At 45.1% G+C, this 18266-nt stretch carries 17 protein-coding genes; 13 read left to right on the top strand and 4 right to left on the bottom strand.

The window, feature by feature from the left end:
- The first annotated feature begins 218 nt into the window (after positions 1 to 218).
- The 8 genes from DESLBE_RS07880 to DESLBE_RS07845 all read left to right on the top strand — a co-directional run bounded on the left by DESLBE_RS07880 (position 219) and on the right by DESLBE_RS07845 (position 9536).
- Positions 219 to 1259, top strand: coding sequence for a TRAP transporter substrate-binding protein (locus DESLBE_RS07880; protein WP_144676202.1), 1041 nt, complete (start codon positions 219 to 221; stop codon positions 1257 to 1259).
- 64 nt (positions 1260 to 1323) lie between these two features.
- Positions 1324 to 1851, top strand: a complete 528-nt coding sequence (locus DESLBE_RS07875) for a TRAP transporter small permease (protein ID WP_144676200.1) — start codon at positions 1324 to 1326, stop codon at positions 1849 to 1851.
- Positions 1848 to 3134 (top strand): TRAP transporter large permease, encoded by a 1287-nt coding sequence (locus tag DESLBE_RS07870; protein ID WP_144676198.1) that lies wholly within the window; start codon positions 1848 to 1850, stop codon positions 3132 to 3134. Before DESLBE_RS07875 ends, DESLBE_RS07870 begins: the two co-directional genes overlap by 4 nt.
- Before the next feature lie 61 nt (positions 3135 to 3195).
- Positions 3196 to 4308, top strand: a complete 1113-nt coding sequence (locus DESLBE_RS07865; protein WP_144676196.1) for an isocitrate/isopropylmalate family dehydrogenase — start codon at positions 3196 to 3198, stop codon at positions 4306 to 4308.
- Between the two features lie 14 nt (positions 4309 to 4322).
- Complete coding sequence (locus DESLBE_RS07860; RefSeq protein WP_144676194.1) at positions 4323 to 5498, top strand: M24 family metallopeptidase; 1176 nt, start codon at positions 4323 to 4325, stop codon at positions 5496 to 5498.
- A 49-nt stretch (positions 5499 to 5547) separates the two neighbouring features.
- Entirely contained in the window at positions 5548 to 6882 is a 1335-nt protein-coding gene (gene pyrC, locus DESLBE_RS07855; RefSeq protein ID WP_144676192.1) for a dihydroorotase, read from the top strand.
- A 13-nt stretch (positions 6883 to 6895) separates the two neighbouring features.
- Positions 6896 to 7858, top strand: coding sequence for a malate dehydrogenase (mdh, locus tag DESLBE_RS07850; protein WP_144676190.1), 963 nt, complete (start codon positions 6896 to 6898; stop codon positions 7856 to 7858).
- A 106-nt stretch (positions 7859 to 7964) separates the two neighbouring features.
- Positions 7965 to 9536, top strand: a complete 1572-nt coding sequence (locus DESLBE_RS07845; RefSeq protein ID WP_144676188.1) for a carbon-nitrogen hydrolase family protein — start codon at positions 7965 to 7967, stop codon at positions 9534 to 9536.
- A gap of 68 nt (positions 9537 to 9604) precedes the next feature.
- On the opposite strand, the gene DESLBE_RS07840 is transcribed toward DESLBE_RS07845, so the two are convergent.
- Positions 9605 to 11293 (bottom strand): PucR family transcriptional regulator, encoded by a 1689-nt coding sequence (locus tag DESLBE_RS07840; RefSeq protein WP_144676186.1) that lies wholly within the window; start codon positions 11291 to 11293, stop codon positions 9605 to 9607.
- 192 nt (positions 11294 to 11485) lie between these two features.
- On the opposite strand from DESLBE_RS07840, the gene DESLBE_RS27250 reads away from it, so the two are divergent.
- The 3 genes from DESLBE_RS27250 to DESLBE_RS07825 are packed head-to-tail and all read left to right on the top strand — an operon-like array spanning position 11486 to position 12506.
- Entirely contained in the window at positions 11486 to 11824 is a 339-nt protein-coding gene (locus tag DESLBE_RS27250; protein WP_005809268.1) for an L-lactate permease, read from the top strand.
- 50 nt (positions 11825 to 11874) lie between these two features.
- Positions 11875 to 12165 carry a nucleotidyltransferase family protein gene (locus tag DESLBE_RS07830; RefSeq protein WP_005809266.1) on the top strand — a complete coding sequence of 97 codons (291 nt, stop codon included), beginning with the start codon at positions 11875 to 11877 and terminating at the stop codon, positions 12163 to 12165.
- 17 nt (positions 12166 to 12182) lie between these two features.
- A complete protein-coding gene (locus DESLBE_RS07825; RefSeq protein ID WP_243131257.1) occupies positions 12183 to 12506 on the top strand; it encodes a DUF86 domain-containing protein in 324 nt (107 codons plus the stop codon).
- Positions 12507 to 12643: 137 nt separating this feature from the next.
- Here the strand turns inward: DESLBE_RS07825 and DESLBE_RS07820 are convergent, their stop codons facing one another.
- The 3 genes from DESLBE_RS07820 to istA all read right to left on the bottom strand — a co-directional run bounded on the left by DESLBE_RS07820 (position 12644) and on the right by istA (position 16304).
- On the bottom strand, positions 12644 to 13645 hold the full coding sequence (locus DESLBE_RS07820; protein ID WP_144676184.1) for a choloylglycine hydrolase family protein: 1002 nt from the start codon (positions 13643 to 13645) through the stop codon (positions 12644 to 12646).
- 377 nt (positions 13646 to 14022) lie between these two features.
- Positions 14023 to 14766: an IS21-like element helper ATPase IstB gene (istB, locus tag DESLBE_RS07815; RefSeq protein ID WP_144676182.1), complete on the bottom strand. Its 744-nt coding sequence runs from the start codon at positions 14764 to 14766 to the stop codon at positions 14023 to 14025.
- A complete protein-coding gene (gene istA / locus DESLBE_RS07810) occupies positions 14766 to 16304 on the bottom strand; it encodes an IS21 family transposase (protein ID WP_144676180.1) in 1539 nt (512 codons plus the stop codon). Before istA ends, istB begins: the two co-directional genes overlap by 1 nt.
- Before the next feature lie 380 nt (positions 16305 to 16684).
- Between istA and DESLBE_RS07805 the strand changes: the two genes are divergently transcribed.
- Both DESLBE_RS07805 and DESLBE_RS07800 read left to right on the top strand, forming a co-directional pair.
- Positions 16685 to 17077 (top strand): tautomerase family protein, encoded by a 393-nt coding sequence (locus DESLBE_RS07805; protein ID WP_144676178.1) that lies wholly within the window; start codon positions 16685 to 16687, stop codon positions 17075 to 17077.
- Positions 17078 to 17426: 349 nt separating this feature from the next.
- On the top strand, positions 17427 to 18143 hold the full coding sequence (locus DESLBE_RS07800; protein WP_144676176.1) for a hypothetical protein: 717 nt from the start codon (positions 17427 to 17429) through the stop codon (positions 18141 to 18143).
- Positions 18144 to 18266 lie beyond the last annotated feature (123 nt).

Here is an 18266-nt window from a genome sequence, read left to right as displayed (position 1 = left end):
CAAAACTATTTAAAGTTCTTAAATGATTCACTTTACGGTTGGATACCAAGATTTGAAGCAGGGTGTCCTTTGAAATTTTGGTAGTAAATTCTGATAAGGGGGGAATGTACCTTTTTAAAATTATAAATTATTGGGAGAAAATCCTTAATGGCTGTGAAATCCTCATTATTGCTTTCAGTATCAAAGATGAATTCTAAATTTTAGGGAGGTAATTATTGATGAAAAAGGTGTTGGGGTTAGTGCTGACCCTTGCTTTAAGCCTTACCTTCACTGGATGTGCTTCAAAAACAAATAATAATGGAGACTCTGCGAAGGCAGGATCAACCGAAAAGCAGATCGTTATGAAAATAGGACACACCCAAATTGAACAAAGTCCGCGTCATGCCGTGTCACTGAAGATTAAAGAATATGTAGAAAAAGAAAGCAACGGCAGAATAGCTGTGCAAATTTATCCGAATTCCCAACTTGGCAATTCAAAGGAGCAAGTTGAGGGTTTGCAAACAGGGTCTATTGAGATGGTTGTTTTCCCGACAACATCGGTAACAGATTTCCAACCCATTTTTACTTTGCCTGATATTCCCTATCTTTTCCCTACGGATCAACAGAAGTTATTAGAATTATATAAAACGGATGCCTTTAAAGCATTTATGGCTGCAGGCGACGACAAAGGGTTCAAGGCCTTAGCCACCTTGTTTGAAGGCTATGCAACAATTTCGTCTAAGATACCGGTTACTGAAGCAAGTCAGCTAAAGGATATGAAGCTTCGCATTATCGGCAGCAACATTGCTAAAACCTATTACACCAATTTAGGCGTTCCTCCCAATGTTATTGCATTTTCCGAAGTATATACCTCATTACAAACAGGCCGGATCAATTCATTGGATATCCCTATCTCCCAGATGTATGAAAACAAGTTCTATGAAGTATGTGAAAACATGACGGAGACGAAACATTTTGCCTTAACAAGCCTGGTCATGGTTAATAAAAGCTGGTATGACGCTCTTCCCGGAGATCTGCAAAAGATTATTGCCGATGCTGCAGAAATAGCTGCTCCTGAAGCAGCCAATGTGGTTGACGCTACGACAGAAAAAGCCAGGAAGGATATGCCGGGAGTTCAATTCCATCAACCAACCGATGACTTGGTTAATCAACTCAAAGAGCAAACCGGCAAGATGGAAGAGGAATACGTAAAAGTAAATGGTGAAAAAGGCAAGCAAATTTTAGATGGGATTAAACAGGCAGTCCAAGTGCAGAATTAAAAGACTTCTCCGGAGGGTTGGGTACAGTCCAACCCTCCGGAATTACAAAAAGGAGTGACTATCAATGGGTGATACGGTTAAAGGCTCATCCAGGTTTCAAGCCCTTATTTCACTCGATACCATCCAAACTAAGCTGGAAAAGACAGCAGTATCCTTAGGGATGATTTCAGCGACATTAATTTTATTTATCAATATTTTGTATAGCGCTGTGAGCGGCTCAACACTTCCTTGGGCAGCCGAGATCACACAATATATCATGGTTTGGGTCATATTCATCGGAGCAAGCCTTCTCATGAGGTCCACCGGGCATGTAACCATGGATTTGATTGCAAGATTTATTCCGAAAAAAACGGTCTTGTATTTGGATATCTTTATTTATGCCGTGGTATGTGCCTTTTTGACCTACTTGGTATATATCGGCTGGAATATGACGTTGGATGTCTATAGTACCGGGCAAACGATGACAACCCTTAACGCATCGATGGTGTGGGTGTATTTAGGCTTCCCGGTTGGTGTGCTCCTTATGGCTATTAATGCATTAAAGCTTGTGGTTATTAAGCTAAGACAAGCAATCGGGGGGGAAATAAATTGACAACAGGTGTTTTTTTGGTAATTATGATGATCGCCTTGTTATTCATTGGTTTTCCTGTATTTGTAGCCCTTGCTATGCCTGCGGCTTTAGCCATTCACTTATTTATAACAGGAGTAGAACCGACTATTGTGGTGCAGAGAATGATTTCAGGGGTCAATTCCTTTACCTTATTAAGTCTTCCTTTGTTCGTGCTTTTGGCAGATATTATTGCCAGGGGTGTCATGGGCGAAAAAATTATTAATTTAACAAAGGAGATGGTAGGCCATCTCAAAGGCGGGATTGCCATAACCGTAGTACTTGCTTCTCTGGTTTTTGGAGCTATATCAGGATCGGGAACGGCCTCCATGTTAGCTCTGGGCAGTGTGTTTCTGGTCGCTTTGCGGCAAGGGAATTACGATGATATTTTTTCTTACGGGCTGATCAGCACCAGCAGCAGTCTGTCTTCATTGATTCCCCCCGGAGTCGCCATGATCTTATATGCTACGATCACCGGAACATCGGTACAGGATGTGTTTTTAGTCGGACTCAGTATGGGCATAGTCTTCGGTGTTATTTTAGCTGCCTATGGTGTTTTCTATGCTATTAAAAATAAAATTCCTGTGACCGGTAAATTCAATTTGAAGGCTTTTTTAAAAAGTTTAAAAGAAGGTTTTTGGACGATTATAGCTCCGGTGCTTATTTTAGGGGGTATTTACGGTGGGTTTGTTACCCCTACGGAGGCTGCCGCTTTAGCCGTGGTATACGCCTTGATCATCGAAGTGTTTGTCTATCGCTCCTTTAAGCTGAAAGAGATCTTTAGCATCGCGATTGAATCGGCTAAGACCAGCACCATGATTTTGGTTTTAATCTCGGCCGGAACAATCATGTCATGGGTTATGACCATTGCCCAAATTCCGCAAACGGTTGGACAGTTGCTCTTAAATGTTCCCGACTCCATGGTTTTGTTGATTATCACCTTAGTGTTCATCATTTTGGGTATGTTTATTGACGGCTTCTCGGCCATGGTCATCATGGTCCCCATTCTTTTCCCGGTTATTCAAAGAATGGGAATGGATCCCGCCCTATTCGGCTTGCTGATTGTTTTAAACACAGCCATTGGAACCAATACGCCGCCCTTTGGGATACACATTTTTGCCGGAGTCAGTAAGTTCAATGTCAGCTATATAACTATGGTTAGAGCACTTATGCCTTTCGTTATCCTTAGTTTAATAAGCTTATTGATTTTCACCTATATGCCGGGAGTAGCTCTGTGGCTGCCTAATTTGCTGAAGTTTTTTAGTTGACTTTAAGAAATAGCGGGGCTGCTTGATAGACATCCATAACAGCACCGGGAGGAGGAGACCTATGAAAAAGTACACTATCGCGGTAATCCCTTTGGATGGGGTAGGTAAAGACGTGATTCCGCTGGGTGCCAAAGCAATGCAGAAGGCACAGGAGATACTCGGCGGATTTGAACTGGATTGCCGATACTATGAGGCGGGCGTTGAGTATGCAGTCAAAACCGGCAAGATGTGTGAGGATAATTTAGGTGAAGACATTGCCAAAGCAGATGCCATGCTCTGTGGCTCGGCAGGTCACTATGATGCAGACATGTCCAAGTCCGAATATCCGGGGTATAAGACCGGTATGCAGGTGCTGCAATTCCTGCGCAGTGGCATGGGCAACAGTATCGGCCTGCGCCCCTTAAGACTTCGCAAAGGCATCGACTGTCCCCTCAGGAACAGAGAAGAGATCGATGTGCTTCTGGTACGCCAGCTGGCCGAAGGGTTCTATATCCGCCCCGGTCATATGATCGGAGAGGACGCAGCTTATGATACGATTGTCGTTACCCGTAACGTCACGGAGAAATTTGCCGACACCTGTTTCCGGCTCGCCCGCGGCCGCCATGGGCGCCGCCAGGATGGTAAAAAGATGGTGACCTTGGGCAATAAGCATGGCAATGTTACCTGCTTCGACTTCTATCGGAAGATTTTCACTGAAGTAAGTGCCGATTACCCGGATATAGAGCTGCAATTCACCCAGGTGGATGCTTTGGCAGAGCATTTGCTCAAGGATCCGGACCGCTTTGATGTCATTGCCTGTGAGAATATGATCGGGGATATGATCGGGGATATCGGCGCCTATATTACCGGCGGCATGGGAATTACCCCCACGGCGGACGTGGGGGGAGTGACTCCGCAGTTTCGTCCTAATCATGGTACATTCCCCCGGGCAGTAGGCAAGGGGTTTGCCAATCCCTTAGCCAGTATCCTTACCGCCGGCCTGTTGCTGGACACCCTTGGCAATGAGCGCGGCGATGACAATTTACGAAGGGGTGCCAGGCTGATTGAGAAGGCTGTGGAAGACAATTTAACCACCGGCGGCCCCCGAACCAAAGATCTTGGCGGAACCGCCAACACCTTCGCAACTGCGGAAGCGGTTTTCAAAGCAATGGAAGTTGTAAAAAATTTGCAGTAAGGGAGAGCGTAAACATGGTAAAAATTGAACATAATGATCGTTTTCAGGGCAGACCTTCAAAGGTGGAGATGGAACGCCGCTGGCAGCTGGCTAAAGAATTCATGAAGGAGCGGAGGCTGGATTACCTTGTCACTCAGGCCAATGAAGGGGTCCTCTGCCAATATGTCCGCTGGTTTGCCGAGGTGCGTTCTCTGCACTACACTTACCTTTTATTTGACAAAGACGGAGCCATGACCATGATCAGTCACGGCGGAACAGGCGGCAAAGCCATACCTTGGGAAGTTGGCCTGACCAATAATATCGCCATCCCTGTTTTTAATAATGCCTGTTATGCAGATTCCTTTGCCGCTGAAAAAGCAGTGGAGGTCATCCAAAAGAAAGGCTGCCGGAAGCTGGGCTTGATCGGCATGAACCTGATTACCGCCGGTTTCTACAATAACCTTCTGGAAGGGCTTCCGGGAACCGAGACCGTGGACGTTACTGATGAGTTTGACTATCTGGTTGCCGTCAAATCGGCAGAAGAGCTGGGTTTCCTGCAGGATGCCTGTGACCTGCACGATGCAGCCGCCTATGCTATTCCTTCCCTTGTTTACGCTGGGCGCATGGAACGGGAATTTGGTGCAGACCTCTACCGTCTTGCCCTGTTAATGGGTGCGGACGAGTACCTCTCCAATCTTTTTGTTGGTTCGTCACGACTGGCCGGTCCTATGTTTGCCCTTCATTATCAGAACAAGATCATTGAAGCGGGGGACGCTCTCAATGTATTGTTCGAGGTGCCGACGATGGTGGGGTATTATGCCGATCTTCACCGTTACTTCAATGTTGGTGCGCCTGCTCCGGAAATGCTGGAGGTTGCGGCAGCCGGAATCGAGCTTCAGGACTATCTCGCCAAGCTTTGCCAACCGGGTGTCAGAGGCAAAGATGTTTTTGCCGCCTGCAACGACTGGCTGACCAGGAACGGATTTGATCCCGAAATTCGTTTGTGCGGACACGGCCAGGGCTACGGGCTGGTGGAGCGCCCCTATTTTGATGCTTTTGATCCCATGGTTCTCCAGGAGAACATGTACCTTGCCATTCATCCCACGGTAAAAGCTAAAGGCGCTTCCGTACAGATCGGCGATAATTTTGTGGTAACCGCTGACGGGGCAAAACGGATGACGAAACATCCGCGGGGTTTAACCATCATTTAAGGCAATCAAAATTAAGGTAATTAAATCAGACAAACTAGGAGTGTAACTTATGTACGACATTCAGATCATCAACGCAAAAATCCAAACAGAGCAGGGGCAGATTGAAGGAAATATTACAATTAATAACGGGAAAATCGAGGCAATAAGCTCTTCACCTTTGGCAAATGTCAAGCAAACCATTGATGCTGAGGGGCTTCTCGTGTTGCCCGGCTTTATTGATCAACATGTGCATTTTATGGATCCAACGGAAACCGATCGTGAGGATTTTATTCATGGCACGACAGCGGCGGCCATGGCCGGGGTGACCACTGTCATTGAACATACCCACAGCCGCCCCATCCTTACGGTTGAAGATTTCTTAAACTATAAGAGCTATATTGAAGAGCGATCCTTAGTGGATTTTGGCTTTGCTGCTCATATCTGGCCAGGTCAATATGACCAGTTGGAAAAACTTTGGCAGGAAGGGATATCCTATTTTAAGGTATTTACCTGCACAACCCATGGTGTTCCCGGACAAAACAGCGCCAGTCTCCATGGTGCTTTTACTAAAGTCGCCTCCTTCGGGGGAAGGGTTTTGGTTCATTGTGAAGACGACTCATTAACTGCGGAGAATGAAAAAATTCTTAAGGGAAATAACCGGGATGACGGCCATGTAATCCAGGAATGGCGTTCCAAAGCTGCAGAAGCTATCTCCGTGGCCAATGTTTGCTTTATTGCCAAAGAGACGGGAGCCCATGTAACCATTGCCCATTTAAGCCACCCCGATGTTGTGGGTATAGTTCAGGAGGCAAAAGAGGCCGGGGCCAAGGTGCTTGCTGAGATATGTCCCCAATATTTATACCTTGAGGAAAATACCCTGGCCGCGCGGGGCTCCTTTGGTAAATTTACCCCGCCCTCCCGCTCAGCCCGGGAATCCCAGGAATTAATGGAATTGGTGGGTAAGGGAGAGCTGGATATTTTAGCTTCCGATCATGCTCCTTCAACTAAAAGACATAAAGATTCAGGGTCAATTTGGACATCGCCCTTCGGCCTGCCGGGTATCGATACCACAAGTGCGGTAATGCTGACAGCGGTTAATAACAATAAACTTTCCCTGGCCGGATTTGTCCGGATGTATGCCGAGAATCCGGCTAAGGCCCTCGGACTGTACCCGAAAAAAGGATGCATTCGGGTGGGAGCAGATGCGGATCTTGTCTTGGTTGATATGAAAAAGAAGTGGACCATCCAGGATGATGGGATCTGCTCTAAAGCCAAATGGTCACCATTCAACGGTTTCCAATGCACCGGCAAACCCGTCATGACTTTATTGAGAGGCCAAATCATTATGTCCGAAGGTAAACTACTGGGAAAACCAGGGGATGGCAACTATGTGAAGCGTGCCTAAGGAGGTCGGTTTCATGGCAAAAATATCAGTGATCGGATCCGGATTCACAGGGACAACAACTGCTTTTATGCTGGCTATGAAAGGGTTGGGAGATATTGTTTTACTGGATACCCAGGCAAACGAAAATCCGACGAAAGGGAAAGCTCTGGATATCATGGAAGCCGGTCCTCTGACTCGTTCCAGTGTCCGCGTAACGGGTACCTCGGATTATCAGGATACACTTGATTCGGATGTTGTGGTGATTACGGCCGGTATTGCCCGTAAGCCGGGAATGTCGCGCAACGAACTATGCGATATTAATGCTGGAATCGTCACCCATGTCGTCCGGCAGGTTGTTCAACACTCCCCCCATAGTACTCTGATCATTTTAAGCAATCCCGTGGATATTATGACCTACGTTGCTTTCAAAGAGTCGGGGTTTAAACGGAACAGGGTTATTGGACAATCGGGAGTTCTTGATTCAGCGCGTTTCCGCTATTTTGTAGCCAGCGAGCTTAAGGTATCTGCCGAAGATGTAACAGGGTTTGTTCTGGGGGTTCATGGGGATGATATGGTACCGCTGGTACGCTATTGTTCTGTCCATGGTATACCCATTCAGCAGCTATTGCCGGAAGCTGAAATTGAAAAAATTATGGAACGGACACGTCAGGCCGGTTCGGAAATCGTCAATTTGTTAGGCAATGGCAGTGCTTATTATGCTCCCGCTGCCGCCTTAACAGAAATGATCGAGTCTATCCTGCTGGATAAGCATCGGGTCATGCCTTGTATAGTTCACTTGGAAGGTGAACTGGGCTATCAAGATCTGGTGCTGAATGTTCCCGCTGTGATTGGGCGGCAGGGAGTGGAAAAGATATTGCCCATCGATTTACTGCCGGAAGAGGAGGACTTGATCGAACGCTCTGTTGCATCCATAAGACGTGGTATTGATGCAGTTTTAGAGGGGAAGAAAAATAAGCGATGCAGTTTAATCAGTTAGAATTCCCTTATCGCAAGATGAATCCATAGAGAAGCAGCGGATGAAAGGAAATAACACACACATAGGGAAGAGATGTGAATGTTTCCAAGTAAAGGGTGAATAACATATGAGATTAGCATGTTTACAAGTTGAGGCTCAGGCCTGGCAAGACTCTCATCAGGCTTGGGCTGAAATAAGAAAGTCAATTCTTGAAGCGTCTCAACATCATGATTTGCTTATTGTTCCGGAGAGCGTTTATCCTGCTTACTTTTTAGCTCCCCTTGACAAGCCGGAGTATGAAGAAGCAGTGGAAAAGATTTTGGCTGAGATAAAGGAAATCTGTCAGACAACCCATACCTATATTGCTTTTGGTTATGCTGATAAGAATGAAAACCTGGCCAGTCTTTTTAACCCCCAAGGGGAGGAGATCGCCAGAAAATCCAAAAGCAATCTCTGGCATTTTGACAGAAGATGGTTTAAACCAGGAGCAGAAGTCGTCACAGCAGATACGGAGTTCGGCAAGGTGGGTCTCATCATCTGTGCAGATGCCCGGTTGCCGGAACTGGTCCGCAGCGTGGCCCTGGAAAAGGTCAAGCTGATTATTGACCTGGCCAATCTTACGGCATCCGGACCGGAGCTTGAAAAACTAAGCAATGCGCAAATCGACTACATGCTGGCTACCAGAGCCCGTGAAAATAAAGTATGGCTGGCAGTGTCCGATAAATGGGGCGTGGAAGCAGATACGGTTACCTATGCAGGCCGTTCCGCTGTTTATAGCCCGGAGGGAACCTGTGTGGCCCAGGCCCCCTCCCATAAGAATGGGATCGTATCGGTAGAAATTCCTACGGATGCTCAGGGTGAGATTCAATGTATTGCCCATGAGGAACTGCCCCCCAGGTGTCCGGACTTGTACGGTATTTTAACCACTGAAACAGCAAAGCTGCCGATGTATCGCTATTTGACAGAGCCTGTTATTCCCGAAGGTTTAACCCCATTCGTCACCGTAAGCAGTTCCCTCGCTGACGGCGGTTTAAAAGATGACCGGATGACCCATGTTAAACGCCTTTTGGAACTGGAGCCGAATCTGATTGTTTTGCCCACGGCAAGGGGTGAAGAAGAAGTTGCACCCTATCAGGGTTTATTGGCAGACAATCAATTTATTGTTGTGACTGGTTCCACAGATGGGCAAACAAAAAGCCGCTTAATCTCCAACAAGGGAGTCTTAGCAGGCTATCGTACAAAGGATTCGGTTCCTCAACAGGACGTTGCTAACCCGGAAAACCAATTCCCCGTGGTTAAAGCTCTGCCCATGGGCAGAATAGGCTTTCTGCACGAACAAGAGATGCTGTTGCCTGAAGCTGCCCGCTGCTTGATGCTTAAAGGGGCTGATGCCGTTCTTTGGCAGCATGGCATGTCCTTGGCGAAGGCAGTTCCCTTAGCCCGAACCAGGGCGGCGGAGAACCGGATTTTTATTATTGCTGTTTATTCCGGCGTTCTGGGCAATTCTGCAGATGGGGCAAGTTTTATCGTTGATCCATCGGGAAGTATCATTGCCTCAACATTGCTTAATAAGCCCCTTCATGCCACGGGAGCTTACTGCAATTTCTGCAATGCCCGCCTGAAATCAGTGGTGCCCGGTACTCACCTGGTCTATGATCGGAAACCAAGTCATTACGAAAGGTTGGTTAAAAACGACTGAAGTAATTCCTGCCGATATGAAACTTCAGAGCGGATGCCTGCGCGGCATCCGCTCTTTCAATAAAAAGCTTAAAATAATTCCTTCAGGAAATCATTGGCTTCTAAAGCGAATAAATACGCCATTTTAAATTCCGGGAGAGCTAAGTCATGTTTAAGGAGTTGTTTTATTTTCTTGATGCGATAGGTTACCGTGTTGGGATGGACGAACATTTTCTTGGCTGTCTCTTTCACTACGCAATCGCACAAGAGGAATTCGTGAAGGGTTTCCAAGAGAACATCGCTGTTTTTTTCGTCGTATTTTTTTAGTTCGAGGAGGAGATCGTCACAAAAATCTCTTATTTTGGCGGTATCCTGAACCATAAAAATAATGCGATGAATACCTATTTCTTCAAAAAGAAGCACATTACCCCGCCTGATCTTACATTTCTTGGCTACAGATAAAGCGGTTTTGGCTTCTTTAAAGCTTTTTTCCACCAGTTCCGGCTGAGGATAAGCGCCGCCAATCCCGATGCTGAATTTATCCTCGCCAAATTGCTTCGCTAGTTCTGCCAAGGCATGTTCTACAGCTTCTTTAACCAGGGAATTTACTTTCTCAATCTGATTCGGCTGAAAGGAGACCAGTAAAGTAAATAATGAGCCATTATTGCCGATAATCACTTGATTAAAGTGTTTATAGAGATGTTTTCTGATCGTCATGGTGATGAGATCTTCAGAGCGTTCCCAAAAATAATTGTTTTCAAGATTAGGTTCTGCATAGTCCATGAGGACAGCGACCATAGGGTTAGCTAAATTTATGTTAAGAAAATCATATTCAAAGACAATTTGGGTATGAATCCGTCCATGAATGATATCTTCAATAAGGGCCAGGTTCTTTTTCCTGTATGTCTGCTGGTTCAGGTACTGCTTCATTAATTGGAGGGCGATGGCAGTTGATGAGTTTTTTAATACCATCAGATCGGTGGATGAGTAAATTTGCTGGCTCTCTAACAAGGAAATAAAACCATAAATTGTTTTATTGGAAAAGATGGGAAACATGTAGTTTCTTATTTTTTCTGAATTGGGTAGGCTGAGATTGATTTCAAGATGTTCTTTTTTTTCGCCCATTTTGACGGCTTTATAAAAGTTGGATTTCAAGACGTTTTGCCTGAAATGTTCGTTAATCCTTGCCTTAAAAACAGGGGAGTCGAGGTTAGACTGGATATCTCCTTCAACATTGCTCACGGCAATCACGTTGAGTTTGGCATCCTCGATGATGATGGTATTTCCTACTAATTCGGAGATTTTATTCACAAGGGTCTGTATGGTGTTGTTTTCCAAAACAAGATTGATTAAATCCCTTTGGACGTCTTCAATAAGCTGCATTATTTTTATCCGTTGATTTGTTACATAATCCATAAACGCTTCAATGATTGCCGGCCATGTAACTTCATGATCCAGTTCAATGATCGGAAAGTTATGGTTATTGGCACATTCAATAATACTTTGGGGCAGTACGCCAAGGAAGCGGCTGGTTTTAATGGCTAAAGCGGATGCGCCACTGATGATTAAACTTTCAACCCATTCACTTTGTTCTAAACCTGTGTTGCTGATAAAGAAGGCTGTTGAACAGACGAGTTCGCCTCCCCTTAACCATTTGGCCGCATCCGGAACTTCGGCGATGGTGATCGTTGTGACCTCCCGCAAGAGACCATTTTCACCGGCTAAAACATTATAGTTTTGAAAAACATCAGCATTAAGGACATCTTGAATTGTAATCATATAACATCCTCCAGTTCAAAGGCCTGGTACTCCAGTACAACGAGAGCTCCGTTTTGGCCAGCGAAAAAACAGACCTCCACAACTCCATTTAAATGCAAGTGATCACAATCACCCAAAGGGGAGAGGAGGCTGGGGCGGAAAAAGGAATCTTAATGCTTATATTCGACAAAAAATGATATTTCCCTTGGCGATATGGAACAATCTTCAGGAACCATTGCTTTATTCAAAATTAAAAAGCATGTTATCAAGAGAGCGGTTCAGCTGTCTTTAAAACAATGGGTTCCGGTAACCTTATCAACGATCGCATTTATAGTGTTTTCGCCGGTTATGGGCGGGCTCGGCGGTTTTCTTACCGGGAGTAACGTAGCGTCTAATGCGATGTTAATTAATCTCCAAGTGGAAGTAACCAAACAAATAGGAATGTCTCCTGAACTCGTCGCAAGCGTGCAGACGGCAAGCTCAGCCCATATGACCATGATTATGAAATCCCATTTTATGTATATAATATTAGTGGGAGGGGGTCTTGCTTGAAGGAAAAGCAAGTTTCATGAAGAATTCTTTTAATGAGGAAGTGATTATTTATGCTTGATAAGAATGCTCTTGAAGCAAGGTTAAGAGAGTATAAGCCGATACTTGAAAAGCGATATTCTGTTAAGAAAATAGGTGTGTTCGGTTCTTATGCTCGAAATGAGCAGAATGAAGACAGTGATATAGATTTAATAGTTGAGTTTACGCGACCAGTAGGTTTTCAATTTGTAGAATTAAAGCTTTATTTAGAAGAAATTCTAAATCGAAAAGTTGATTTAGTAACTCCTAATGCACTTAAACCTCAAATCAAGGAAAATATACTGAGAGAGGTATCATACCAATGATCAAGAGAAATTATGTTATGTATTTAGAAGATATTATTGGTTGCATGGAGAAGATAGAACTGTATGTTGGGGAATTATCATATGAGGATTTTACGAAGAATAGCTTAGTGTTCGATGCTGTTATTCGTAATTTAGAGGTAATAGGAGAAGCTTCGAAGAGTATCCCAGAAGAGACAGTCAGTAATTATCCAGATATCTCTTGGAGAAGCATGATAGGATTGAGGAATATACTAATTCATGAATATTTCGGAGTTGATTCAGAGATAGTTTGGGAGATAATTAAGAGTGATTTGCCTAGAACGAAGCCTTTGATAATCCAAATGTTAAATGAGCTTAAATAGGAAACAGGGACTTCACAACAGAGGGTTTGCGACATTGGGGAGTAATATGAATGTAATACCCCGACGTCGCAAACCCTTGAAACGTTAGGCGGAATCTCCGCTTACTTTAATCCTGCTTTGCCGTGGTGTCTGCTTAGCTATGGATTAGGCACTTTCTCAAACACGACCGGACGGTTCAGTTTTCCCAGGCAGATTGGCCGTACACTATATTCATAACGATCCCAAAGGCTTGCCGTTGCAATCTGGCTGTTGTCATACGTCCTGAAGAAGTATTCGCAAGTATGTGTATTCATTAAAGCTGCATACTGGGTATAGTCGTAAGTATTGCGCTCGGTGATAATGACTCCTTTGGGAATAGAAACGCTTTCCATAAGGTGGAAGACGGCCATTACTGCTTCTATTCTGTTCTTTGGCAGTGGTATATGTGTTTTTTGATAGGCAGTTTTTACGAATCGTTCCGGGGAGGTATAACCTCCCGGCAGCAACCGGGTTCCTGCTCCCTGACCGAAGGGCTTTAACTGAATGTTTCCCCAGTAGGTCTCACTGGCTTGCAATGGGGATACGTCCAGGTAATTTCTTAAATTCGTCATCTGCCACTGAAAATCAGGGCTGTTGGTCAGAACACCGAGGGGATTAGGGAAGAGTTCCAGACCATTCTTGGTGGATTCTATGACGACGCATTGCCCGCTTCTATCTGTGGCAAGCCAATGCAAGGGGGCAACAGTCTGTGTTATAGGATCGGGCAGACCAATGAGAGAGAGGTTCTGCAGGATTATATTTAATTCTTCGATAGATCCACATCTTCCCAAAATATAATGAAGAAAATCCAAAGAGGCAACAGGCTTCTTTCCCAAATGGATCATAGGCATGGCGTATTGGGCATAATCGGCAAAATAGAGTGCTGCAGCGGCAAAGCCTTTTTCATTGACACCATCGAAAAACCCCAGTGCACCATCGCTTTCCTGGCCGATGCCGATGAAGCTGTAATAATTATAAAACCTATGGTTGTTTAAAATATTAGTCCATACATAATTTTTGGGTACTACATAGAGCTGTGGTTCAATCCAATAAGAAAAGTCCATGGTTCGCCCGAAAAAATTCTCCATCTGTTGGGACTGTAATGTGATTGCTGTGCACATGTTAATATCCTCCCCGGCGCCTTTTAAGATTGCAGAATGGTTATTTAAACCTATGCATTGTGCACGCCGGAAAATTGTCGAATCCTGAGCACCCGGGACCCCGGCAAGGAACTTGTATGAATATTACGGTTCCCGAGAGCCGCTATTCCGGTACCCATTGAGCCACCTCTCCGGGAAAATAGAGCCATCGCTCCGGTGGGTAAGCCAACCTTAAAATCCCCATAAACCTTCCCGAACAAATAGGTAGCAAATTCTCCCCGTACTTGGCGTAGCCAAGGGAGGGGAGCTTGCCGAAGGATCTTTCCTTCTTGGGTTTTGCGAAAATTGGTGTATGGAGAGTGGTAGTACTCTCCACAACACCTTCATTAGATAAGCTCTTAGTCCGGTATTCCTTTACGTTTGCGCATGGAATCCTCACCATCAATCATGATGGTATACGAATCATGAACAATTCGATCCAAAATTGCATCGGCTAAAGTCCCTTCACCGATTTTGCCATGCCATCCTGCCGGGGAAAATTGGGAACTGAAAATCGTGGATCCTTTTTTATGTCTTGCTTCGATGATCTCCAGAAGATCCCGGGCCTCGGTCTGGGTTAAGGAAACGAGCAGCCATTCATCTAGGATGAGCAGACTCACCTTTTTGTAATGATTCATGACTTTCTTGTAGATTCCTTCACCTCGTGCAATGGCCAGTTCATTGAGCAGATCTGGTAGACGAATGTATTTTACCGTGTAGAAATTGCGGCAGGCCGCAATTCCGAATGCGCAGCTCAGATAGGTTTTGCCGGCGCCGGAAGCTCCAAGAATGATAATATTGTGCTTGTCTTGAATATATGCACACGTCGACAGCCGGGTAATTTGTGCCTTATCCAGCTTGCGGTCTGCATGATATTCCATATTCTCCAGGCAGGCCTCGGGTAAATTCAGGTCCGCCTTGCGGACCAATTTAGCCAGTTTATTGTTCTTTCGTCTTGCCCATTCGATGTCGACCATCAATCCGATTCGTTCTTCAAACGCTAACGCGTTGTAGGTTGGATCTTGGATCTGCTGGCGAAAGGACTCGGCCATGGAGGAAAGCCTCATCTCATAGAGTTTAGTCAAGGTTGTTTCGTTGAGCATTATGAATTCCTCCTGTAATAGTCTGCCCCTCGGGTAAATCCGAAGGAGGAGGAATCTGAAACCTCAACCGGTTCTTCCTTGCCAATCTTGTCTTGGCCCGTCTGAAGAATCGTCTGGATACTTTTGAAACTCGGATTGGGGGTGTAGGAGAGCGCTTTCTGACAAGCTGCTTCCAACCGGTTGATGGAATATTTGTCGGCCAGCTTAAGCAAACCCATACAACTTCTATAGCCTTGTTGCTCTACTCGATGGGAAGCTAAGATCGCCTTCACCACAACCGATGTATGCTCCCCAATGCTTTTGGCCCAGGACTCGAATCGCGCTCCATTCCAGGCGGTGTACTTTTGATGGTCCTCCGGCATATGCTCGGTTACAGTGCTGTATTGCCCTTGGCGTCCCCGTAATTTGGGATGGGAACAGATGCGATTTCCCTGAAAGAAAACCTCCACCACATGGCTTGTGATCCGAACATCGACCTTGTGCTTGATATATTCATAAGGGACACTGTAGTACATTTTATCCACCAGAACATGATAGTTAAATTGCACCGTGGCAACCTTCCAGACGGCTAATTCGTAAGGTGCAGCGGGAAGTAGCAAAAGCATGGCCTTCTCTTCTTCCAGAAAGACGCTAAGGCGACTCCCGGGTTTCTTCTGAAAGGGCTTTCGGTTCAATTCCTCAAGCTTCTCGCGAATCGCTTCATTGAGCTCGCCTAAAGAAAAGAACTGCTGCCGCCGAAGCGCCGCTAGGATCCAGGTCGAGATCACCCCGACCGCCCCTTCCACGCTGGGTTTGTCTTTGGGTTTTCGGACTCGTGCAGGGATAACGGCGGTGCCATAGTGCTCCGCTAATTCATGGTAAGTCTTATTAAGGACCGGGCTATACCAGGCTACCCTCTCCACACCCGTTTTTAGATTATCCGGGACGAGGATTCGGGTAACCCCGCCAAAATACGCAAACGCATGGACATGGGCTGAAATCCAGGCCTCTTGATTCTGGGACAGAAACGCCTCGACATATGCGTATTGACTGCAGGAGAGGACAGCGACAAAAACATAGGCGGTGATGATCTCGCCCGTATCGCTGTCGATGATACCCGCCGTTTGCCCAGCCCAGTCGACTTCCATCTGCTCGCCCGGTTTGTGACTAATATGCATTGTGGCTTTGGTTTTGGACACATACTGCTGATAGTAATAGCAGAACTGAGAGTACATGAGAGGGATCTCATGACTCAGGCGGCACGCTTCACAGTATTCATTCCAGAGGAGGCTAAGGGTTACGCCGCTTTTAGCCATCTCCTTATGAAGATATTCGCAGTCTGGGCGCTTTCGCGTGGAAGGTAACGCAGATTCTGGAAAGAGAAGTTTCTGTAATTCGCCGTTGGTCATGTCCGGGTTGAGTGGCCAGCTTAAGTTCAGTTCCTGGACCCGGTTTAATACCTTTGCGACGGTGTTGCGCGAGCATTCACAGCTGACTGCGATGCTCCGTTGGCTGATTCCTTGGCTAAAGAGCCGTAGAATCTCTCTGTAATGGGTCATGGGATGGACCTCCTTGAATGTATTAACACTCCTCTCTTGAGTGTTGGACACATTCTGCCAAGAAGTCTGACCCAGTGGCTCTCCATCCGGAAGGGTGGCTCAAAAAAACCGGAGCCATGGCTCTCGCGGTCCGGAACAGTGGCTCATTTTAGCCCGGATTATTCACTTGTAACTATTTTACAACAAAAAGAAGGAGAAGCATCCATATATAAGAAACTATATTAATGAATGCATACTTTCCGGATACTTCATTGAAGCCGGTCGTCACTGATTATTCGGGCAGCGACATTTTTGGGTGCATAGGGATTGCGGCTGGTCGGGAACATGCGGGACATTAGGCGTCTTTTTCAAGCATCAATCTAGGTAAAGGGGGCAGTGATATGCCATTGGTAAAGGTAGAAATATTGAAAGGGAGAAGTGTTGATTACAGAAAGGCTATTTTGGATGGGATTCATTCTGCGTTAGTGGAGGCATTTAAGATTCCAGATTATGATCGGAACCAAAGACTCTACGAATTAGATAGCGAACATTTTGAGATTCCCGATACTAAAAGTGAGCAGTGTATATTGATTGAGTTAACAGTGTTTAAAGGGCGGAGTTTAGAAGCAAAGAGACATCTTTACTCTGCAATAGTTCGTAACCTTGAAAAGAATCCAGGTATTAATGGAAACGATATTACCATTGTCATATATGAGCCCCCCATGGAAAACTGGGGAATTAAAGGTGGAAAGCCAGCAAACGAAGTTGATTTAGGGTTCAAAATAGATGTTTAGGGTATCTCGTTTCCCGCAACTTAGAAAATATGAATGTATATGACGCTGCGGGAATGGTGAAAACGTTATCTGATGTTTCCTGCAGGGCATCTGACGAGCATGGGTGACGGAACTGCAGACTATCTGGTGGCGTACTGTTGAATATATTCATCTAATGACTTAAAAGCCAAGTACTAATTCACAAAAATTGTTCTTTAGTGTATGGGGGGAGTTTTGCATGAAAAGGAACACATCAAAGCTATAAGACAGAAATTATGGAACAAAGAAAGGGAAATGGCTAAATTTATACGCGTTTCTCTTACCTTAGCGAAATCAAAAAGATATAGAATTTTTAAGAGGAGAATAATAGATGGAAGATTATCCGGAGTTTGAAGAAATACAAATTGGTAGTGTGAGTTGTTTAGGTAAGGAAGGGGTTCCGGTTTGGGGGATTATTCATTACCTTGAACAAACATGTTTGAATCACATGAAATTGACTACCGTACAAAGAATTTGCGAGCTTTCGGCCAGGGGTATAGAAGATTGTCGTTTTTCAGTAGCGGCAAGTTCTGCGGAGATTTTTCCATCTGAATCTTTATTGGACAGCACTTTTAAGGATTATGTAGTTATGGCTGATAATGAAAAGTCTCCTGATAGTTTTTGGAAGGTGATTTCCAGCTATAAAAGACCAGTAGTTTTTTATAATAATGGAAACCGGAAGATCCCCCTCTATGATTTTACTTATCCTGAGGCAGTAAGAATAACTTCGTTTACCGAGCAATCACCTTTCCAAGTAGATGCTAAAGGCGCGGTAGGGGCGTTGATTGATTTGGTTTATGCCGGGGAGAGAGAAGAAAGAGCCAGACAAATATTTCTTAATGAACAAATTGGACAATCTGCTCGAAACATTGAAGCTATTGTGCGTGCAAGTGCAGTTATCTCAAACTCAAATGTGCCAGAGGGAGTCAGGCGGTATGCAGAACAGCAATTAATTAATTGCCTGGGTTCCCAGGCAAAATTAAATGAAAAGGTTGGTATAAATCAAGTTACGGTCCGTTTAGATGGGCAGATAGATGTTAAAGGGTAGATGAAACTATTGACTAGGCTAACAGCAGTCGGAATTTATATATATTTACGAGTGTTGGAATATAACAAAAGAGCAATTAGGTGTTATGAGAAATGTGGATTTGTTATAGAGGGAATAGACGGA

Origin of the sequence: Desulfitobacterium sp. LBE (assembly GCF_007830365.1) — a bacterium.
Lineage (GTDB): Bacteria > Bacillota > Desulfitobacteriia > Desulfitobacteriales > Desulfitobacteriaceae > Desulfitobacterium > Desulfitobacterium hafniense.
Note: the sequence above shows the minus strand (reverse complement) of the source record. Positions and strands in the feature narration are given on the sequence as shown.